Origin of the sequence: Streptomyces sp. NBC_00285 (genome assembly GCF_036174265.1) — a bacterium.
In the GTDB taxonomy this organism is placed as follows: Bacteria; Actinomycetota; Actinomycetes; order Streptomycetales; family Streptomycetaceae; genus Streptomyces.
In genome coordinates, this window is record NZ_CP108055.1 from 753,009 (window position 1) to 772,111 (window position 19,103).

Annotated in this window: 16 protein-coding genes; 12 read left to right on the top strand and 4 right to left on the bottom strand. The window is 69.9% G+C overall.

The annotated features are described in order from the left end of the window. The first annotated feature begins 166 nt into the window (after positions 1-166). Entirely contained in the window at positions 167-958 is a 792-nt protein-coding gene (locus OHT57_RS03585) for an RNA polymerase sigma factor SigF (RefSeq protein ID WP_328744419.1), read from the top strand. Between the two features lie 15 nt (positions 959-973). Here OHT57_RS03585 and OHT57_RS03590 read toward each other — a convergent pair whose 3' ends face one another. Further along, the gene (locus OHT57_RS03590; protein ID WP_328744420.1) at positions 974-1,306 is read right to left on the bottom strand and encodes an ANTAR domain-containing protein; all 333 of its coding nucleotides are present in this window, start codon (positions 1,304-1,306) and stop codon (positions 974-976) included. Between the two features lie 170 nt (positions 1,307-1,476). Here OHT57_RS03590 and OHT57_RS03595 point away from each other — a divergent pair, with 170 nt between their 5' ends. Further along, positions 1,477-2,280 (top strand): VOC family protein, encoded by an 804-nt coding sequence (locus OHT57_RS03595; RefSeq protein WP_328744421.1) that lies wholly within the window; start codon positions 1,477-1,479, stop codon positions 2,278-2,280. 42 nt (positions 2,281-2,322) lie between these two features. Here the strand turns inward: OHT57_RS03595 and glgX are convergent, their stop codons facing one another. Together glgX and OHT57_RS03605 are read right to left on the bottom strand one after the other, a co-directional pair. Beyond that, positions 2,323-4,419, bottom strand: coding sequence for a glycogen debranching protein GlgX (gene glgX / locus OHT57_RS03600; RefSeq protein WP_328753108.1), 2,097 nt, complete (start codon positions 4,417-4,419; stop codon positions 2,323-2,325). Positions 4,420-4,463: 44 nt separating this feature from the next. Then, complete coding sequence (locus tag OHT57_RS03605; protein WP_328744422.1) at positions 4,464-4,958, bottom strand: pep a2; 495 nt, start codon at positions 4,956-4,958, stop codon at positions 4,464-4,466. Positions 4,959-5,202: 244 nt separating this feature from the next. Here OHT57_RS03605 and OHT57_RS03610 point away from each other — a divergent pair, with 244 nt between their 5' ends. The 8 genes from OHT57_RS03610 (at position 5,203) to OHT57_RS03645 (ending at position 16,827) form a co-directional block, all read left to right on the top strand. Beyond that, a complete protein-coding gene (locus OHT57_RS03610) occupies positions 5,203-5,502 on the top strand; it encodes a DUF5133 domain-containing protein (RefSeq protein ID WP_328744423.1) in 300 nt (99 codons plus the stop codon). A 75-nt stretch (positions 5,503-5,577) separates the two neighbouring features. Continuing rightward, positions 5,578-7,554 carry an alpha-1,4-glucan--maltose-1-phosphate maltosyltransferase gene (locus OHT57_RS03615; protein WP_328744424.1) on the top strand — a complete coding sequence of 659 codons (1,977 nt, stop codon included), beginning with the start codon at positions 5,578-5,580 and terminating at the stop codon, positions 7,552-7,554. Further along, positions 7,551-9,269 carry a maltose alpha-D-glucosyltransferase gene (gene treS / locus OHT57_RS03620; protein ID WP_328744425.1) on the top strand — a complete coding sequence of 573 codons (1,719 nt, stop codon included), beginning with the start codon at positions 7,551-7,553 and terminating at the stop codon, positions 9,267-9,269. The genes OHT57_RS03615 and treS overlap by 4 nt, the downstream gene beginning before the upstream one ends. 26 nt (positions 9,270-9,295) lie before the next feature. Beyond that, a complete protein-coding gene (locus tag OHT57_RS03625; protein WP_328744426.1) occupies positions 9,296-10,639 on the top strand; it encodes a maltokinase N-terminal cap-like domain-containing protein in 1,344 nt (447 codons plus the stop codon). Positions 10,640-10,642: 3 nt separating this feature from the next. Further along, positions 10,643-12,850, top strand: coding sequence for a 1,4-alpha-glucan branching enzyme (glgB, locus tag OHT57_RS03630; RefSeq protein WP_328744427.1), 2,208 nt, complete (start codon positions 10,643-10,645; stop codon positions 12,848-12,850). A gap of 128 nt (positions 12,851-12,978) precedes the next feature. Continuing rightward, positions 12,979-14,067: a glutamate--cysteine ligase 2 gene (locus tag OHT57_RS03635; protein WP_328744428.1), complete on the top strand. Its 1,089-nt coding sequence runs from the start codon at positions 12,979-12,981 to the stop codon at positions 14,065-14,067. A gap of 290 nt (positions 14,068-14,357) precedes the next feature. Beyond that, a complete protein-coding gene (locus OHT57_RS03640) occupies positions 14,358-16,262 on the top strand; it encodes an AMP-dependent synthetase/ligase (protein WP_328753110.1) in 1,905 nt (634 codons plus the stop codon). Positions 16,263-16,368: 106 nt separating this feature from the next. Next, on the top strand, positions 16,369-16,827 hold the full coding sequence (locus tag OHT57_RS03645; protein ID WP_328744429.1) for an ATP-binding protein: 459 nt from the start codon (positions 16,369-16,371) through the stop codon (positions 16,825-16,827). Positions 16,828-16,843: 16 nt separating this feature from the next. Here the strand turns inward: OHT57_RS03645 and OHT57_RS03650 are convergent, their stop codons facing one another. Beyond that, positions 16,844-17,203, bottom strand: a complete 360-nt coding sequence (locus tag OHT57_RS03650) for a PRC-barrel domain containing protein (protein WP_328744430.1) — start codon at positions 17,201-17,203, stop codon at positions 16,844-16,846. A gap of 268 nt (positions 17,204-17,471) precedes the next feature. Here OHT57_RS03650 and OHT57_RS03655 point away from each other — a divergent pair, with 268 nt between their 5' ends. Together OHT57_RS03655 and OHT57_RS03660 are read left to right on the top strand one after the other, a co-directional pair. Beyond that, positions 17,472-18,848: an NAD(P)/FAD-dependent oxidoreductase gene (locus tag OHT57_RS03655; protein WP_328744431.1), complete on the top strand. Its 1,377-nt coding sequence runs from the start codon at positions 17,472-17,474 to the stop codon at positions 18,846-18,848. 94 nt (positions 18,849-18,942) lie between these two features. Further along, positions 18,943-19,083: a DUF4287 domain-containing protein gene (locus OHT57_RS03660; protein ID WP_328744433.1), complete on the top strand. Its 141-nt coding sequence runs from the start codon at positions 18,943-18,945 to the stop codon at positions 19,081-19,083. The last annotated feature ends 20 nt before the right edge of the window (positions 19,084-19,103 follow it).

The window sequence follows — 19,103 nt, forward strand, 5'->3', positions numbered from 1 at the left end:
GGTACTTTCTGTTTTATTTCACTCGAAAGCGGGAATTCGCAAGGAAGTGCTTCGGACAGGAGGCACGTCCGTGGGAGTCCGCCGAGCGGGTCCCGGATGTCTCCGCGAAGGCGTTCTCCTCCCACGGTGTCTGTCCACCCGGCACCCGCTCAGGGAGGTGCGCGACATGCCGGTCGCCACCAGAACGAAGTCTCATCCCCACGACGACGCCCCCGACACGAATGAGGCCTTCGAGCGCCTGGCACGGCTGCCCGACGGCCCGGCGCGCAAGGCGCTGCGGGACGAGCTGATCGAGCTGTGGCTCCCCATGGCCGAGCGCATCGCCGTCCGGTTCCGGGGCCGCGGGGAATCCCTCGAGGACCTCTACCAGGTGGCCGCCCTCGGCCTCGTCAAGGCTGTCGACCACTACGACCCGGCACGGGGCAGCGCCTTCGAGGCGTACGCGGTGCCGACCGTGACCGGTGAGATCAAACGGCACTTCCGCGACCACATGTGGACGCTGCACGTACCGCGCCGGGTGCAGGATCTGCGCAACCGGGTCCGGCAGGCCTCGAAGGAGCTCTCCCAGACCATCTCCGGCCGGGCCCCCACGATCGCCGAGATCGCCGAGCGGGCACAGCTGACCGAGGACGAGGTGCGCACTGGCGCGGAGGCCCTGGAGTGCTTCTCGGCGCTGTCGCTGGAGGCCGAGATGCCGGGCACCGACGGCTACGCCCTGGCCGACGCGCTCGGCGGCCCTGACCCCGGCTACGACGTGATCGTCGACCGCGTGGCCGCCAGACCCGCTCTGGAAGCCCTTCCGGAGCGCGAGCGGACCATCCTGTACCTGCGTTTCTTCCGCGGCATGACACAGAGCGGCATCGCCGAAACGCTCGGCATCTCGCAGATGCATGTCTCCCGGCTGCTCAGCACGTGCTTCGCCCAGCTGCGCGAGGAGGTCCTGACCGACGCCGGCTGAGCCCCGCGGGCGCCGTCACTCCGACGGTGCCCCCGGGATCTGCGTCGGGCCGTGGCGGTCGAGGGCCTCTTCGAGTCGGGCCCGGACCTCGGGAGGCATCTCTCCCGTGCGTCCCCAGATGAGGATCAGTTCCGAGACGTTGCGCAGCTTGATGTTGGTGTGCTGGGAGACGTCTTTCAGCACTTCCCAGCCCAGGTCCGGAGTGACTCTGCCCAGTGCGACGACCATGCCGATGGCCTGGTCCACGACAGCGTGGGAGGCGATGGCCTCCTTCATCTGGTCGACCTGCTCCTGAAGCTCGAAGACCCGCTGCGACTCGTCGGCGGGCTCGTTCGGTGCGGCTGACACCCCTCCATCCTGTCACTCGGGCGGGTCCGCGCCACCTGACCGCAGGTCGCGAGAGCCACCGTTTCGGCGTCATACCCGGGGTACTCGGCAGGCGCCCCCAGCGGTTCCGGACGGACACTGGTGAAACGCCCCCGGTGGCCGCCGGCCGACGAGAGCAGGACACGACTGCCATGAACCACACCCCGAGACGACCCACCGCGACCGCCGACGCCGTCTCCACGCACCATGTCTTCGGCGCCCCGTGCTGGGTGAGCCTGACCAGCCGCGACCAGCAGGCCACGGAGAGCTTCTACGGGGCTGTCCTCGGGTGGGAGTGGCAGTCGGTCGAGCTGGGCGAACGCTTCCGGGTCGCGCTGGTGGACGGTACGCCGGTCGCCGGTATCGCGGCGGTTGCGTCGATGTGGCAGATGGCGGTGGCCTGGACGCCGTACTTCGCGGTGCCCAGCGCCGACGAGGCCGCGGCCCGGGTGCAGGAGCGCGGCGGCACCCTGGCGGTCGGCCCGCTGTCCTTCCCGCCCGGCCGGGCGGCCCTGCTGTCCGACCGTGACGGGGCGACCTTCGGCGTCTGGGAGGGCGAGCTCTTCGCCGGCTGGGAGGTGTGGCGCCACGCCCAGCCGGCCTTCGTCCGGCTGCACACGCGCGACGCTTTCGACGCCGCTATCTTCTACGGGGAGGTCCTCGACTGGGCCACGGAACGCCCCGGCTGCTGCGAGGTCCACTACGAGGGCGGCGAAGTGGTGCTGCGCAGCGGGGGCGACATCGTGGCCCGCATCGAGTCGGGGGCGCTGGGATCGGCCCCCGATCCCACGATCCGGCCGCACTGGCAGGTCCACTTCGCGGTGACGGACGTGGCGGCCTGCGCCAAAGCCGCGGAAGCCCACGGCGGCAGCGTGCTGTCGCAGAACGACGACGAGGCCGTCCTCCACGACCCCGACGGCGCCCGGTTCACGGTGACCTCGCGCCGCGCGCGCTGAGCCCGGGGACGCGGTCCTGGGGCTGAATCCTGGGGCCGCCCCTCACCCGGCCTCGTGAGAGGGACGGGACAGCAGGACCAGACTGCGCGCCTCGACGGTCATCGTGGTGCCGGCCTTGTGCTCGGACTCGTCGGCGCCCTGCGGCTCGGCCGTGTCGAGCCGAGTCGTCCAGCGTTCGCCGTAGGTGCGGTCCGGCAGCCGGAACTCGACGGGTTCCCAGTAGCCGTTCAGCAGAAGCAGGAACGAGTCGTCGACCACCCGGCGCCCGCGCGGGTCGGGTTCGGCGATGGCATCGCCGTTGAGGAAGACGCCGACCGAGTGCGCGTCGGAGCGCTGCCAGTCCGCCTCGGCCATCTCGCCGGCGTCCGGCAGCAGCCAGACCAGGTCGGGCAGGGGCTGCCCCGCGTGGGTCACGGTCTCGCCGCGGAAGAAGCGGCGCCTGCGCAGGACGGGGTGCGCGGCACGCAGGGCGATCACCTGCCCGGTGAACCGGGCGAGTTCACGCTGCTCCCCGGTCAGGCTCCAGTCGATCCAGGAGATGTCGTTGTCCTGGCAGTAGGCGTTGTTGTTGCCGCGCTGGGTGCGGCCTAGTTCGTCGCCGTGGCAGAGCATCGGAATGCCCTGCGAGAGCAGCAGGGTGGCCAGGAAGTTGCGCTGCTGGCGGGCGCGCAGGTCGAGCACGGCCGGGTCGTCGGTGTCTCCCTCGGCCCCGCAGTTCCAGGACCGGTTGGCGGACTCGCCGTCGCGGCCGCCCTCCCCGTTGGCCTCGTTGCGCTTGTCGTTGTACGAGACGAGGTCGCGCAAAGTGAAACCGTCGTGCGCGGTCACGAAGTTGACGCTGGCGCGCGGACGGCGCCGGCTGTGCTGGTACAGGTCGGAGGAGCCCGTCAGCCGGGACGCGAACTCGCCGAGCGTGTGCGGCTCGGCGCGCCAGAAGTCCCGTACCGCGTCCCGGTACTTGCCGTTCCACTCCGACCACAGGGGAGGGAAGTTGCCGACCTGGTAGCCGCCCTCACCCACGTCCCACGGCTCGGCGATCAGCTTGACGCGGCTGATCACCGGGTCCTGCTGGATGAGGTCGAAGAACGCCGACAGCCGGTCCACCTCGTGGAACTGCCGGGCCAATGTGGCCGCGAGGTCGAAACGGAAACCGTCGACGTGCATCTCCGTGACCCAGTACCGCAGCGAGTCCATGATCAGCTGCAGGACGTAGGGGTGCCGCATCAGCAGGCTGTTCCCGGTGCCCGTGGTGTCGTAGTAGTGCCCCCAGTCGCCGTCCACCAGCCGGTAGTAGGAGGCGTTGTCGATGCCCCGGAAGGAGAGCGTGGGGCCCTTCTCGTTGCCCTCGGCCGTGTGGTTGTAGACCACGTCGAGGATGACTTCGAGGCCGGCCGCGTGCAGCGCCTTCACCATGGCCTTGAACTCGGTGACCTGCTGCCCGCGGCTGCCGTGGGCGGCGTAGTCGTTGTGGGGTGCGAAGAAGCCGATCGTGTTGTAGCCCCAGTAGTTGGCGAGGCCGCGGTCCTGGAGCACCCCGTCCTGCACGAACTGGTGCACCGGCATCAGCTCCACAGCGGTCACGCCGAGCGAGGTCAGATGGTCGATCACGGCGGGATGGGCGAGACCGGCGTAGGTGCCCCGCAGCTCGGGCGGGACGCCCGGGTGGGTGCGAGTGAGGCCCCGGACGTGCGCCTCGTAGATCACGCTGTCGGCGTACGGCCGTCCGGGTGGCCGGTCCTCCCCCCAGTCGAAGGCCGGGTCGGTGACCACGCCGAGCATGGTGTGCCCGGCGCTGTCGGCCTCGGGGGTGCGGAGCGAGGGGTCGTTGTCCGTGCAGCCGTCCACCGCTTTGGCGTACGGGTCGAGGAGCAGCTTCGCCGGATCGCACCGGTGGCCGAGCTCGGGCTGCCAGGGCCCGTGCACCCGATAGCCGTACCGCTGCCCCGGCCCGACCCCCGGCAGGTAGCCGTGCCACACGAATCCGTCGGCCTCGGTCAGCGGGACGCCGTCGTGGGTGCCCTTCTCGTCGACCAGCACCAGCTCGACATGCTCGGCGACCTCGCTGAACAGCGCGAAGTTGGTGCCCTCGCCGTCGAAGGAGGCGCCCAGCGGGTAGGGGCGCCCACTCCACGCGGGCACCCCCTTGCGCCGCCTGGACGGCTTCTTCCCGGATGCCGGCACGCTCAGCTCCCGCCGTCGGCGGCACCGACGGCCAGGGCCGCGACCGGCATCGCGCGCGGCACCTGAAGCACCTCCCTCAGGTCGGGCGCTGGAACCGTCGGCACTCGTGGCACCCGCTCACCCGAACGGGCCCGCTGCGAGAACCAGATGACCTTGCTGCCGGTCTCCGTGGCACAGCATCCCCAGCCGTCGCTCATCGCGGCGATGCGTCCGAGGCACGCACGGAGATCCAGGTCCGGGCGCAGGTCGCAGTCGTTCTCGGCGACGGCGGTGATCAGGTGCTGGCCGTTCCACCACAGTTCGATCGAGGTGTTCTTGTCCGTCGCGTGCTCGTCGATGGCCTTCAGCAGCAGGACGGCACCACGACAGACGGGCTCGACCAGGGTCTCCAGGTCCCAGAGCCGTAGGTGGGCGGCCAGGATGCGCCTGACCTGCCCGACCCGTTCCGGGCTGACCTCCACGTCGAGGTGGTAGTAGCAGGGCACTGCGGTCTTCATCGTCGCTCCTCACGGCGAAGCTCCCGCTCCTTCCGGCCTGCGTTGTTCGAGGCCTGGCCCCGAACAACGGAGCGTGAGCGTTGATCGCTTCAGAGTGACTCCAGAGTGCGAGTGCTACGCCATTCGTGCAACACGAGCGACCACCGAGGTAGTTGAAGCACCAACAAGACGCAGGGTGTCCGTGCATGCACCATGAGTGAGGATCTCTCTCGAATCCTGTCGAGCACGAAAGGTGAACGGCGCCATGCTGCTACCGGCCAAAGTTGAGGTCGCCCGGCAACTGCGGCGGTATCGCGCCCAGGAGCGCGTGATGCTGGCCTCCCCCGCCGACCGCACCGTCAGGAGCATCTTCGAGGACGCGGGCTACACCTTGTGCGTCCTGATGGGCAAGCGCTGCGCCCGCGAGGCCGCCGACGCGGCCGAGCGCTATCTGCGCAGCAGCGTGGTGACGTATCTCCAGGAGCAGAGTGACCTCCCGCGTTCGGACGCCGCCGCCAGACGGGGACCACCGCGAGCCGCAGAACGTTCCCCCGCGGGGAGGTAACACCCTTCCGGCGCAGCTTCGACCCCCGGCCGGGCGCCCTCAGCGCCCGGCCTCGAGCACGACGGAGGCGAGAGCATGAGTTCCACCCCGGTCATCGGCCGTATCCCGGTACGGGACGTCCGCCCTGCCGTCGAGTCCGGCAGGCGCCCGGCGAAAGCGGTCGTGGGAGAGACCTTCGAGGTCACCGCCACGGTGTTCCGCGAAGGCCACGACGCGGTCGCCGCGAACGTCGTCCTCACCGACCCCGAGGGCAGGCACAGCCCGTGGACCCCGATGCGGGAGCAGGCGCCGGGCACCGACCGCTGGGGCGCCGAGGTCACTCCGGACGTCGAGGGGCACTGGACGTACCGCGTCGAGGCCTGGAGCGATCCGGTGAGCACCTGGCGGCACACCGCCCGCATCAAGGTGCCGGCCGGCCTCGACACGGGTCTGGTCCTGGAGGAGGGCGCCGAGCTGTACGCCCATGCGGCGGCGGGCGTCCCGGAGGGCCCGCAGCGCGTGGTGCTGCTGGCCGCGGCGAAGACGCTCGCCGACGACTCGCTGCCGGTCGCCACCCGTCTGGCGGGGGCGCTGACCCCTGCGGTCGACGCGGTGCTGGCGCGGTATCCGTTGCGGGAGTTGATCACGGCGTCGGAGACGTTGCCGCTGCTGGTGGAGCGGGAGCGGGCGTTGTTCGGCTCGTGGTACGAGTTCTTCCCTCGGTCCGAGGGCACGCCCGAGCAGCCGCACGGCACGTTCCGTACGGCGGCCAGGCGGCTGCCGGCGATCGCCGCGATGGGCTTCGACGTGGTCTATCTGCCGCCGATCCACCCGATCGGCACCACGTTCCGCAAGGGCCGCAACAACACCCTGTCCGCGGGTCCCGAGGATGTCGGGGTGCCGTGGGCGATCGGTTCGCCGGAGGGCGGCCACGACGCGGTCCACCCGGACCTGGGCACGATCGAGGACTTCGACCGGTTCGTCCGGCAGGCGAACGAGCAGGGCCTGGAGATCGCGCTGGACTTCGCCCTGCAGTGCTCCCCGGACCATCCGTGGGTGCACAAGCACCCGGAGTGGTTCCACCACCGCGCCGACGGCACCATCGCCTATGCGGAGAACCCGCCGAAGAAGTACCAGGACATCTATCCGATCGCCTTCGACCCCGATCTGGACGGGCTGGTCGCCGAGACCGTGCGGGTGCTGCGGCACTGGATGGACCACGGGGTGCGGATCTTCCGGGTGGACAACCCGCACACCAAGCCGGTCGTCTTCTGGGAACGCGTGATCGCCGACATCAACGCCACCGGTCCCGACGTGATCTTCCTGGCGGAGGCGTTCACCAGGCCGGCGATGATGCACACGCTGGCGCAGATCGGCTTCCAGCAGTCCTACACCTACTTCACCTGGCGCACCACCAAGGAAGAACTCACCGAGTACCTCACCGAGCTGTCGGGTGAGGCGGCCTCCTACATGCGGCCGAACTTCTTCGCCAACACCCCCGACATCCTGCCCGGGCACCTGCAGCACGGCGGCCGGCCCGCGTTCGCGCTGCGCGCGGTACTGGCCGCGACCCTCTCACCGACCTGGGGCATCTACTCCGGCTACGAACTCGCCGAGAACACCCCGCTGCGCGCGGGCGGCGAGGAATACCTCGACTCCGAGAAGTACCAGCTCAAGACCCGCGACTGGGACAGCGACGACTCCCTCGCCCCCCTCATCACCCAGCTCAACACCATCAGGCGACGCCACCCCGCGCTCCAACGCGTGCGGAACATCCGCTTCCACCCGACCGACAACGACGCGGTCATCGCCTACAGCAAGCGCACGGGCGACGACACGGTTCTGGTGGTCGTGAACCTCGACCCGCACCACACCCAGGAGGCGACGGTCTCGTTGGACATGCCGCAACTCGGTCTGGACTGGCACGAGTCCCTGTCCGTGCACGACGAACTGACGGGTCGGACCTACCACTGGAGCGGAAGCAACTATGTGCGCCTGGAGCCCGGCCGGGCTCCCGCGCACGTGTTCCAGGTCCGCAGGCCGACACCGCAGATCGGAGAGTCCAGAGCGTGACTGTCAACGAGCCCGTCCACGACACCTTCGAGGACACCCCGGCCAGGGACCGCGACCCCGACTGGTTCAAACGAGCCGTCTTCTACGAGGTCCTGGTCCGTTCCTTTCAGGACAGCAACGGCGACGGGGTCGGCGACCTCAGGGGCCTGACCGCCAAGCTGGACTATCTGCAGTGGCTCGGTGTCGACTGCCTGTGGCTGCCGCCGTTCTTCAAGTCACCGCTGCGCGACGGCGGCTACGACGTCTCCGACTACACCGCCGTGCTGCCGGAGTTCGGTGACCTCGCCGACTTCGTGGAGTTCGTCGACGCCGCCCATCAGCGCGGCATGCGCGTGATCATCGACTTCGTCATGAACCACACCAGCGACCAGCACCCGTGGTTCCAGGAGTCCCGCGCCAACCCCGACGGACCCTACGGCGACTACTACATGTGGGCCGACGACGACAAGCAGTACCAGGACGCACGGATCATCTTCGTCGACACCGAGGCCTCCAACTGGAGCCACGACCCGGTCCGCGGCCAGTACTACTTCCACCGCTTCTTCTCCCACCAGCCGGACCTCAACTACGAGAACCCGGCCGTCCAGGAGGAGATCCTGGCCGCCCTGCGCTTCTGGCTGGACCTGGGTATCGACGGCTTCCGCCTCGACGCCGTCCCCTACCTGTACGCGGCAGAGGGCACCAACTGCGAGAACCTGCCCGCCAGTCACGCGTTCCTGAAGCGGGTCCGCAAGGAGATCGACGCGATGTATCCGGACACCGTGCTGCTGGCGGAGGCGAACCAGTGGCCGGAGGACGTCGTCGACTACTTCGGCGACTACGAGTCCGGCGGCGACGAATGCCACATGGCCTTCCACTTCCCCGTCATGCCCCGCATCTTCATGGCCGTCCGCCGCGAATCGCGCTACCCCGTCTCGGAGATCCTCGCCAAGACCCCGGCGATCCCCTCCAACTGCCAGTGGGGCATCTTCCTGCGCAACCACGACGAGCTCACCCTCGAAATGGTCAGCGACGAGGAACGCGACTACATGTGGGCCGAATACGCCAAGGACCCGCGGATGCGCGCCAACATCGGCATCCGCCGGCGGCTGGCCCCCCTGCTCGACAACGACCGCAACCAGATCGAGCTCTTCACCGCCCTGCTCCTGTCCCTGCCCGGCTCGCCGATCCTCTACTACGGCGACGAGATCGGCATGGGCGACAACATCTGGCTCGGCGACCGCGACGCCGTACGCACCCCCATGCAGTGGACACCGGACCGTAACGCGGGCTTCTCCACGGCCGATCCGGGGCGACTCAACCTGCCGATCATCATGGACCCGGTGTACGGGCACCAGGTCACCAACGTCGAGGCGTCGATGGCGTCGCCCTCCTCGCTGCTGCACTGGACCCGCCGGATGATCGAGATCCGCAAGCAGAACCCGGCCTTCGGGCTCGGGACCTTCACCGAACTGCCGTCCTCCAACCCCGCGGTGCTCGCGTTCCTGAGGGAGTACGAGGACGACCTGGTCCTGTGCGTGCACAACTTCTCCCGGTTCGCCCAGCCGACGGAACTGGACCTCCGTGAGTTCGACGGCCTGCACCCGGTCGAGCTGTTCGGCGGGGTCCGCTTCCCGGCGGTCGGTGAGCTGCCGTACCTGCTCACCCTCGGCGGGCACGGCTTCTACTGGTTCCGGCTCACCCGAGTCGCATCCCGCATCGGCCGACGCCTTTGAGCGTGCCGACGAAAGGACGCGTCACCATGCCGAAGACCGTATCCCTCAGCCCCAGACCCGCGCTCGGGACCGATCTCATGGCCTCGCTCGGCGGACTGCTGCGCCAGTGGCTGCCGCGGCAGCGCTGGTTCGCGGGCAAGGACCGGCCCGTGAGCGAACTCGGTCTGCTGTCGATGACCGAGTTGTTCCCGGGGTGTCTGCATCTGCTGGTCCACACCGATCCCGGCGGCAGCGCCCCGGACGGCGACTGCTACCAACTGCTCCTCGGTGTACGCAAGCACCTCTCGCCGCGTCTCGGGCGCGCTCTCATCGGCCGCGCGGAACAGGGCCCACTGGCCGGCCTCACGGTCTACGACGCCCTGCACGACCCGCGCTCGGCGCAGCTGCTGCTGGAGCGGCTGAGGCAGCCGGGCACGGCCGGCCCCCTGCGCTTCGAGTGCGACCCGTCGGTGCCGGTGCCCGCCGGGCTGCCGCCGCGGCTGCTGGACGCCGAGCAGTCGAACTCCTCGCTGGTGTACGGCGACGGGTTCATCCTGAAGGTGTTTCGCCGCATCCAGCCCGGAGTCAATCCCGATCTGGAGGTGCCGGTCGCGCTGGCCGGGCAGGGCTGCCGCCGGGTGCCCGCGCCCGTGGCCTGGTGGCGGACCACGCATCCGCAGGAGGCGACGCTCGGTGTCCTGCAGCCGTATCTGCGGGACGCGTCCGACGGCTGGGCGCTGGCCCTGCACGCGCTGGCCTCCGGTGACGACTTCACCGTGCAGGCGCACGAACTGGGGCGGGCGATGGCCGAGGTCCACCTCTCGCTGGCCGCCGCCTTCCCCTGCGGCACCCACGGCGACAACGGCCGCACGGCGGCCGCGATGGCCGACCGCCTGGACTCCGCCGCGCACAGCGTGCCGGCACTGCGACCGTTCGTGCCCGGACTGCGGAACGCGTTCGGCGCCCTGGCCACCTGCGATGCCGGCCCGCCCGAGCAGCGCGTGCACGGCGATCTCCATCTGGGGCAGGTGCTGCGGGCGGGCCGCGAGTGGTTCGTCATCGACTTCGAGGGCGAACCCTCCCGCCCGCTCGCCGAACGCCGGACCGCCCAGTCCCCGGTTCGGGACATCGCCGGCATGCTGCGCTCCTTCGACTACGCGGCCCGGCAGCGCCGGCCCTGGCGCCCGGAGTGGGCGCGCCGCTGCCGTGAGGCCTTCTGCGGGGGCTACGCCGCCCTCGCAGGCTGGGATCCGCGCAAGAAGCACGGTCTGCTGCGCGCCTACGAGACCGACCGGGCCGTCTACGAGGTCCTGTACGAGGCACGGCACCGCCCCGACTGGCTGCCCGTGCCGATGGCGGCGATCGAACGCCTTGCCGTGAGAGGAGACTGACCCGTGGCCCTGCGCGACACTTCGCTGCCCGAGCCGTCCGGACCCGCCCGGTGCGACACGGCCCCTCCGCTCGACCCCGCCGAGCGGTCCCGGCTGCTGGCCGGTGCCCATCACGACCCGCACGCGCTGCTCGGCGCCCACCCGGTCACGGGCGGGATCGCCTTCCGGGCACTGCGCCCGTTCGCCCGCGCGGTGAGCGTCGTCGTCGACGGCGAGCGCAGACGGCTGGCCTCGGAGGGCGACGGCCTCTTCTCCGGGCTGCTCCCCCTCGACGCGATCCCCGCCTACACGCTGCTGGTGTCGTACCCGGACGGGGAGCAGGAGGTGCACGACCCGTACCGCTTCCTGCCCGCACTCGGCGAGGGCGACCTCCATCTCATCCACGAGGGACGCCACGAGCAGTTGTGGAAGGCGCTCGGCGCCGAGCCGATGACCCACGAGGGGGTGACCGGCACCCGGTTCACGGTGTGGGCGCCGAACGCCCAAGGGGTCCGGGTCGCCGGGGAGTTCACCTTCTGGGACGGCCAGGCCTTCCCGATGCGCTCGCTCGGTTCGTCCGGGGTGTGGGAACTGTTCCTGCCGGGCATCGGCGAGGGCGCGCGCTACAAGTTCGAGATTACCTCGCGCTGCGGCGACCGGTTCCTGAAGTCCGACCCGATGGCACGCGGCACCGAGGTACCGCCCGCGACCGCGTCGGTGGTGACCACCTCCCACTACGAATGGGGCGACCGGGAGTGGATGGCACGGCGTGGCGAAGTCCCCGTGCACGAGGCCCCGTTCTCCGTCTACGAGATCCATCTGCCCTCCTGGCGCAAGGGCCTGACGTATCGTCAGCTCGCCGAGGAGCTGCCCGCGTATGTCAAGGACCTGGGCTTCACCCACGTCGAGCTGATGCCGGTCGCCGAGCACCCCTTCGGCGGCTCCTGGGGCTACCAGGTCACCGGCTTCTACGCACCCACGGCCCGCCTCGGCACCCAGGACGACTTCAAGTACCTGGTCGACGCCCTCCACCAGGCAGGCATCGGCGTGATCATGGACTGGGTGCCCGCTCACTTCCCCAAGGACGACTGGGCGCTGGCCCGCTTCGACGGGGAACCGCTGTACGAGCCGGGAGACCAGCGGCGTGCCGAGCACCCGGACTGGGGAACGTACGAATTCGATCTCGGACGCGTCGAGGTGCGCAACTTCCTGGTCGCCAACGCCGTGTACTGGTGCCAGGAGTTCCATGTGGACGGGCTGCGGGTCGACGCCGTCGCCTCCATGCTCTACCTCGACTACTCGCGCGACTCCGGCCAGTGGTCCCCGAACGTGTTCGGCGGCCGGGAGGACCTCGACGCGGTGGCCTTCCTCCAGGAGATGAACGCCACCGTGTACCGCCGGGCGCCGGGTGTCGTCACGATCGCCGAGGAGTCCACGGCCTGGGAGGGTGTGACCCGGCCGACGGACAGCGGGGGCCTGGGTTTCGGCCTGAAGTGGAACATGGGCTGGATGCACGACTCCCTCGGCTACATCAGCCATGAGCCGGTGCACCGCAAGTACCACCACCACGAGATGACGTTCTCGATGGTCTACGCGTACAGCGAGAACTACATCCTGCCCATCTCCCACGACGAGGTCGTCCACGGCAAGCAGGCCCTGGTGTCCAAGATGCCGGGCGACTGGTGGCAGCAGCGGGCCAACCATCGCGCGTATCTGGCCTTCATGTGGGCCCACCCAGGCAAGCAACTCCTCTTCATGGGACAGGAGTTCGCCCAGGGAGCGGAGTGGTCCGAAGCCCACGGACCGGACTGGTGGCTCCTCGACCCCGCCTACGGGGCAGAGGCCGACCACCGCGGCGTCCGCGACCTGGTCCGCGACCTGAACGTCGTCTACCGCCACACCCCGGCGCTGTGGCAGCGCGACACGGACCCCGCCGGGTTCCAGTGGATCGTGGGCGACGCGGCCGAGGACAACGTCTTCGCCTTCCTGAGGTTCGACGCGGCGGGCAACCCCCTGCTGGCGGTCTCCCACCTCTCCCCCGTGGTCCGCGACGACTACCGCCTCACGGTTCCCGACGGCTTTCCCCTCTGGCAGGAGTCCCTCAACACCGACCGCGCGCAGTACGGCGGCGGCGACCTCTCACGACGTGACCCGGTCAAGGCGGAGAACGGAGAACTGCGGCTCACCCTGCCGCCCCTCGCGACGGTGTGGCTGGTCCCGGTGCCCGGCTGAGGCCGCCCGGCGACTTCGAGGTGTCCGACCGGTCCGTACGGGGCAGTCGGGGTCGTACACGATCGAGCACCCTCGATCTCGACCGAGCATCCTCGTTGTCGCCGAGGGCCACAGAAAGGCTGCATCACGTGCGCACCGTCGGAGTGGAGGAGGAACTCCTCCTGGTCGACCCGGAGACCGGCGAACCGCAGGCGCTGTCCGCGGCCGTACTCGCGCGGGCCGCGCAGCGCGAGCCGGACCAGGACGTCTTCGAGGAGGAACTGCACAACCAGATGCTGGAGTTCGCCACCCACCCGCAGTCGGGCATGGACGAACTCCGCGCGGAGATCGTGCGCTGCCGCAAGGAGGCCGCCCGGCTGGCCGGCGAGAGCGGCTGCGCCGTCGCCGCCCTGGCCTCCTCGCCATTGCCCGTCAGCCCCTCCGTCGGCGTCGGGCGCCGCTACCAGTGGATGGCGGAGCAATACGGCATCGCCACCCAGGAGCAGCTCGTCATGGGCTGTCACGTCCATGTGTCCGTCGAATCCGACGAAGAGGCCGTCGCCGTCGTCGACCGGATCCAGCCGTGGCTGACCGTGCTGGCCGCGCTGAGCGCCAACTCGCCGTTCTGGCAGGGCACGGACACCGGCTACAGCAGTTACCGCAGCCGAGTGTGGCAGCGCTGGCCCTCGGCCGGCCCTACCGAACCCTTCCGCTCCGCGGAGCGCTATCACCGACGGGTCGCGAGCATGGTGGCGACCGGCGTCATCCTCGACGAGGGGATGATCTATTTCGATGCCCGGCTGTCACGGACCTACCCGACGGTGGAGATCCGGGTCTCGGACGTCTGTCTGCACGCGGACACCCCCGTGCTTCTGGCGACCCTCGCCCGAGGCCTGGTGGAGACCGCCGCCCGCGAGTGGCAGGCGGAGCGGGAGCCGGTGACGCACAGCGTGAGCCTGCTGCGGCTGGCGGCCTGGCGGGCCGCCCGCTCCGGCCTGTCGGAGGAGCTGCTGCACCCCGCGACGATGCACCGCATGCCCGCGGAGACGGTGGTCCGGGCCCTGCTCGAGTACATCGGGGACGCCCTCACCGAGAGCGGCGACCTGGACATGGCCCACGAGGCCTGCGACCGACTGCTGCGGTACGGCAACGGCGCCCGGGTACAGCGGGAGTTGCTGGAGCGCACCGGGAGTCTGCGCGACGTGGTCACCGAGTGCGTGCGCCTGACCCAGACGTAGTGCCGCGACCGGCACCGTCTGCCCGTTGAGGAGCGGCGTCCGGTGGGTGCCGGCCGGAGGCCCTCGTACTGGACGGACGTGCTTGGGCCTTCGGCCACTGGTGCGCTCGGGTTCGGGATCGGGGGTCGCACGACTCATGCGTTCCGAGTCCCCCGATCACAGCAGGATCACCGTTGACCGCCTACTTCCGTAATCAGGTTACCGTCCGGTCCGACCTGCACTAGATTCGAGCACCGCCGATGACCGAGCTCATCGGCACCGTCACAGCCCGTACACGTCAGGAGCAGCGCATGCGCGACTTCGCCCTCGCTCCCCGGACCCTCTCGCGCTTCAGTGGTGGTCTGGCGGACAGCGTCTTCGAGCGGGCGGAGCTCGATCCCACGTTGCCGGTGCTCGCCCGCCGTCCCGAGGGCTCCTCGGCCGGCTGGCAGGAGGTCACGGCCGTGGAACTGCGGGACGAGGTCCTGGACCTCGCCAAGGGGATGGTGGCCTCCGGGATCTCCCCCGGCCACCGCGTGGCGATCATGGCGCGCACCCGTTACGAGTGGACGGTCCTCAGCTACGCGCTGTGGGCGCTCGGCGCCGAGGTCGTGCCGATCTATCCGACGTCGTCGCGCGAGCAGGTCGAGTGGATCCTGCGGGACGCCGGCTGTGTGGCCGTGGTGGTGGAGGACGAACAGGCCGTGATGACGGTCGGCTCGGTCTGCGCCTCGCTGCCCCGGCTGCGGCACGTCTGGCAGCTGGACGCGGCCGCGCTGGAGGACCTGACGGAGCTGGGCGAGACGATCCCTCTCGCCACGGTCGAGTCGCTGCGCCGCATCGTGCTGCCGGACTCCACCGCGGTCGTCGCCTACACCTCCGGCACCACGGGACGCCCGTTGGGCTGCGCGCTCAGTCACCGCGGCCTCGCGAGCCCCTGCGACACTCTCCTGGAGGGCTGGGGCCACACCGCTTCGTCGCCGGGACAACAGCCGTCCGTCCTCGCCTTCCTGCCCTTCTCCCATGTGTACGGCCTCATGATCCAGGGCGTGTGCATCCGGGGCGGTGTGCTCATGGCCCACGAGCCCGACCTCAGCGAGGAGACACTGGCGGCGTCCCTGCAGTCCTTCCGCCCCACGTACTTCTACGCCGTCCCCTCGCTCTTCGAGAAGATCTACAAGAACTTCCTGCGCACCGCCCAACAGGCGGGCCGCGGCGCCCTGTTCGAGCGGGCCGCCGACACGGCACGCAACTTCGCCCTGGCCTGCGAGCGGCAGCGCCTGGGCGAGGGCCCCGGTCCTGGTCTCGACCTGCGCCTCCAGCACGCCCTGTACGAGCGGACGGTGTACCGCAGACTGCGAGCAGCGATGGGCGGCCGGGCCCGCCGTGCCACGTCGGGCGGCTCGACCCTCAACCGTGAACTCTCCCTGTTCTACGAGGGCATCGGACTCTATGTGCACGACGGATACGGCCTCACGGAGACCAGCGGCGGGATCACCATGCAGCCGCTGGGCCGGGAGAAGTCCGGCACCGTCGGCCGGCCCCTGCCGGGTGTGGACCTGCGGGTGGCGGACGACGGGGAGATCCTGGTGCGCGGGCCGTCGGTCTTCCAGGGCTACGTCAACGACGAGGCCGCCACCCGGGCCTCGCTGTACGGCGGCTGGCTGGCCACCGGGGACCTCGGGCAGCTGGACGCCGACGGCTATCTGACGATCACCGGCCGCAAGAAGGACATCCTTGTCACCACCAGCGGCAAGAGCGTGGCGCCGTCCGCCCTGGAGCACCGGCTGAGGATGCATCCGCTCATCCACCAGGCGGTGGTGGTGGGCGACAACCGGCCGTGTGTGGGCGCCCTGCTCACCCTGGACCCGGTGTATCTGGCCCACTGGCGCCGGGTGCTGGTGGCGCAACAGGACCTCTCGGCCCGGGAGGCCAGGGAGGAGAACGCGCTGCGGGAGGAGATCGGGCGGGCCGTGGCCGCCGCCAACAGCATGGTCTCGCGCTCGGAGTCGATCCGGGTGTTCCGGGTGCTGTCGGAGCCCTTCGACCTGGCCAACGGTCTGCTGACGCCGTCGATGAAGCTGCGTCGGGACGAGATCGTGCGCCGGTACGCGTTGGAGATCGACGCGATGTACCAGGCACGCTCGGCCGGCGCGCGGCGCTACCCGGCGGACGACCTGCTGAGCTGGGACGACTCGGACGACGTGTTCAGGTGACCGGTCGCGCGCGGGCCACGTTCGGTGAGGTCAGGACGATTGGGCGGCGCGCCATCGGGAACACGGCTCAGTGGCGACACAGAGAGAACGAGACAGACAGCCGTGTTTGACGCCGGGCCGCGAGAGCGGCCGGGCAACCGAGCCGCGTAGGGACGAGACACTGACTTCCGAGGCGATTCCGAGCCGCACCACCCGTTTCGCGGGCGAACCGCAAGGTGTGACGGGTGCGCGGCTCGCTGCCGAGGAATTCCTGTACAACCTGGGCGAGAGCGTGCCTCCTTCGAGCCCCGAGCACTGGGACGACATCCTGCTGGTCGTCACCGAACTCGCCGCCAACGCCGTCCAGTACGCCCCCGGCCCCTTCGCCCTGCGCATGCGCCGGACCTTCGACGGCGTGCATGTGACCGTGCGCGACACCAGCACGACGCCGCCCGCACCCCGCTCCTTCGATCCCCGCACCGGTGGCGGGGGCATCGGCTGGCACCTGATCCACGCGCTGTGCGACCAGGTCAGCGTGGTGACGGACGAGCGCGGCAAGGACGTGCACGTCTTTCTTCCGTGGTGACCTGCCCCGGGGCCGGTCAGGCCGTGGCCGCGAGCCGCAGATAGTAGGCACCGACCGCCGAGAGGTACTCGCGGTCCCTGGTCTCGCTGTCGGTCCCGAAGCGGGGTGCCGCCTTCACCTCGGATCCGGTGCAGGCCAGCGTGACCCGCCGGCCTTCGGTGTCGATGCCGATGACCACGCCCACCGGTACCAGAACGCTCCTGCCGAAGACCCACACACCCGTGTCGACGACGAGGTGGCCCATCCCGTGCGGAGCGGCCTGCCGGCCCACCCGTCCGATCGTGCCGTCGCTCGCGACGACGCTGAAGCCCTCCAGGTCCTGTCCCTCGACGTATCCGCTGTCCTGCGCGTACGACCAGATTCTGTCGGTGGTCACGCTGCTCCTTTCCTGTTCGAGCGCTGTGCGGGTCCCGGCGGTCCGCTGCGTCCGGGCCCACAGCACCAATTACCCTTCTGTCGCACGCGCATTCGGCAACGGCCCCCTGACATGCGGTGTCCTGACGTCCGGTCCGTGCACCTCCTTCACCTTTCTCCCGGTGCACTTTCAGGCCAGGGCGGGCATGGTGGTCCTCGACGCGTTTCGTCACGCCCCCGCGGGCAGACGAAGGACGTTCGAGGCAGACCGCCTGGAGCCGCAGAAAGGGATGAAAACCGTGACACGACCCAGGATCCTGGTGGTTGGCGCCGGCTTCGCCGGTGTCGAGTGCGTTCGCCGACTGGAGCGGAAGCTCTCCCCGGACGAAGCCGACGTCACCCTGGTGACGCCGTTCGCCTACCAGCTCTACCTCCCGTTGCTGCCCCAGGTCGCCTCCGGCGTGCTGACGCCGCAGTCGATCGCCGTTTCCCTGCGCCGCAGCAAGAAGTACCGCACCCGGATCATTCCGGGCGGCGCGATCGGCGTGGACGTCAAGTCCAAGGTGTGCGTGATCCGCACCATCACCGACGAGATCGTCAACGAGCCGTACGACTACATCGTGCTGGCTCCCGGCAGCGTCACCCGTACCTTCGACATCCCCGGCCTCACCGACCACGCGTTCGGCATGAAGAGCCTCGCGGAAGCCGCCTACGTCCGCGACCACGTCATCTCCCAGCTGGACCTCGCCGACGCCAGCCAGGACGAGGCGGAGCGCGCCTCACGGCTCCAGTTCGTGGTCGTCGGCGGCGGTTACGCCGGTACCGAGACCGCGGCCTGTCTGCAGAAGCTCACCCACGCCGCCGTCAAGCGCTATCCGCGTCTCGACCCGGCGCTCATCAAGTGGCACCTGATCGACATCGCCCCGAAGCTGATGCCCGAACTCGGCGACAAGCTGGGCAGCAGCGCCCAGGAGGTTCTGCGCAAGCGCGGTATCGACATCTCGCTGGGCGTCTCCATCGCGAAGGCGGGGCCGGAGGAGGTCACCTTCACCGACGGGCGGGTCGTTCCCACCCGCACGCTGATCTGGACCGCCGGAGTGGTGGCGAGCCCGCTCATCGCCACGCTCGGCGCGGAGACGGTCCGGGGCCGGCTCGCGGTCGCCGCCGAGATGAACCTCCCGGGCCACGACGGGGTCTTCGCGCTCGGCGACGCCGCCGCGGTGCCCGACAAGGCCAAGGAGCAGCAGGACGCGATCTGCCCGCCCACCGCACAGCACGCGATGCGGCAGGGCAGGCACGTGGCCGACAACGTCATCGCCACGCTGCGGGGCGGCACGCTCGCGCCGTACGTCCACAAGGACCTCGGTCTCGTGGTCGACCTGGGCGGCAAGGACGCCGTGTCCAAGCCGCTGGGCATCGAACTGCGCGGCGTGCCCGCTCAGGCCGTCGCCCGCGGCTACCACTGGTCGGCGCTACGCACCAACGTCGCCAAGACGCGCGTGATGACCAACTGGCTGCTCAACGCGATCGCGGGGGACGACTTCGTCCGGACCGGTTTCCAGGCCCGCAAGCCCGCCAAGTTGAAGGACTTCGAGTACACGGACGCGTATCTGACGCCGGAACAGGTCAAGGCACAGGTCGAGGGGACGAAGCAGCTGGACCAGTAGAGGTGACGCACGCCACTGAGGATCGTCGATCGGTTTCCGGCCGGTCGACGGTCACAGGAGGGACGGCACAGCGCCCCTGCGAAAGGACACCACCATGGCCGAGACCGTGAAGGGCCCCGCGAGCTACTTCCCCTCGATCGAGAAGAAGTACGGCCGCCCGATCCCCGAGTGGCAGGACCTCATCCGCGCCAATGCCCTGGTCGCCCACACGCTCGCGGAGACCGGAGGGAAGTGATGTCACTCCGCCGTGCCATG

What these genes read in the sequence shown, in the direction of transcription:
- OHT57_RS03585 (WP_328744419.1), top strand. Translation starts at nt 167, where the DNA reads ATGCCGGTCGCCACCAGAACGAAGTCTCATCCCCACGACGACGCCCCC.
- OHT57_RS03595 (WP_328744421.1), top strand. Translation starts at nt 1,477, where the DNA reads ATGAACCACACCCCGAGACGACCCACCGCGACCGCCGACGCCGTCTCC.
- OHT57_RS03605 (WP_328744422.1), bottom strand. Translation starts at nt 4,958, where the DNA reads ATGAAGACCGCAGTGCCCTGCTACTACCACCTCGACGTGGAGGTCAGC.
- OHT57_RS03610 (WP_328744423.1), top strand. Translation starts at nt 5,203, where the DNA reads ATGCTGCTACCGGCCAAAGTTGAGGTCGCCCGGCAACTGCGGCGGTAT.
- OHT57_RS03615 (WP_328744424.1), top strand. Translation starts at nt 5,578, where the DNA reads ATGAGTTCCACCCCGGTCATCGGCCGTATCCCGGTACGGGACGTCCGC.
- OHT57_RS03625 (WP_328744426.1), top strand. Translation starts at nt 9,296, where the DNA reads ATGCCGAAGACCGTATCCCTCAGCCCCAGACCCGCGCTCGGGACCGAT.
- OHT57_RS03640 (WP_328753110.1), top strand. Translation starts at nt 14,358, where the DNA reads ATGCGCGACTTCGCCCTCGCTCCCCGGACCCTCTCGCGCTTCAGTGGT.
- OHT57_RS03655 (WP_328744431.1), top strand. Translation starts at nt 17,472, where the DNA reads ATGAAAACCGTGACACGACCCAGGATCCTGGTGGTTGGCGCCGGCTTC.
- OHT57_RS03660 (WP_328744433.1), top strand. Translation starts at nt 18,943, where the DNA reads ATGGCCGAGACCGTGAAGGGCCCCGCGAGCTACTTCCCCTCGATCGAG.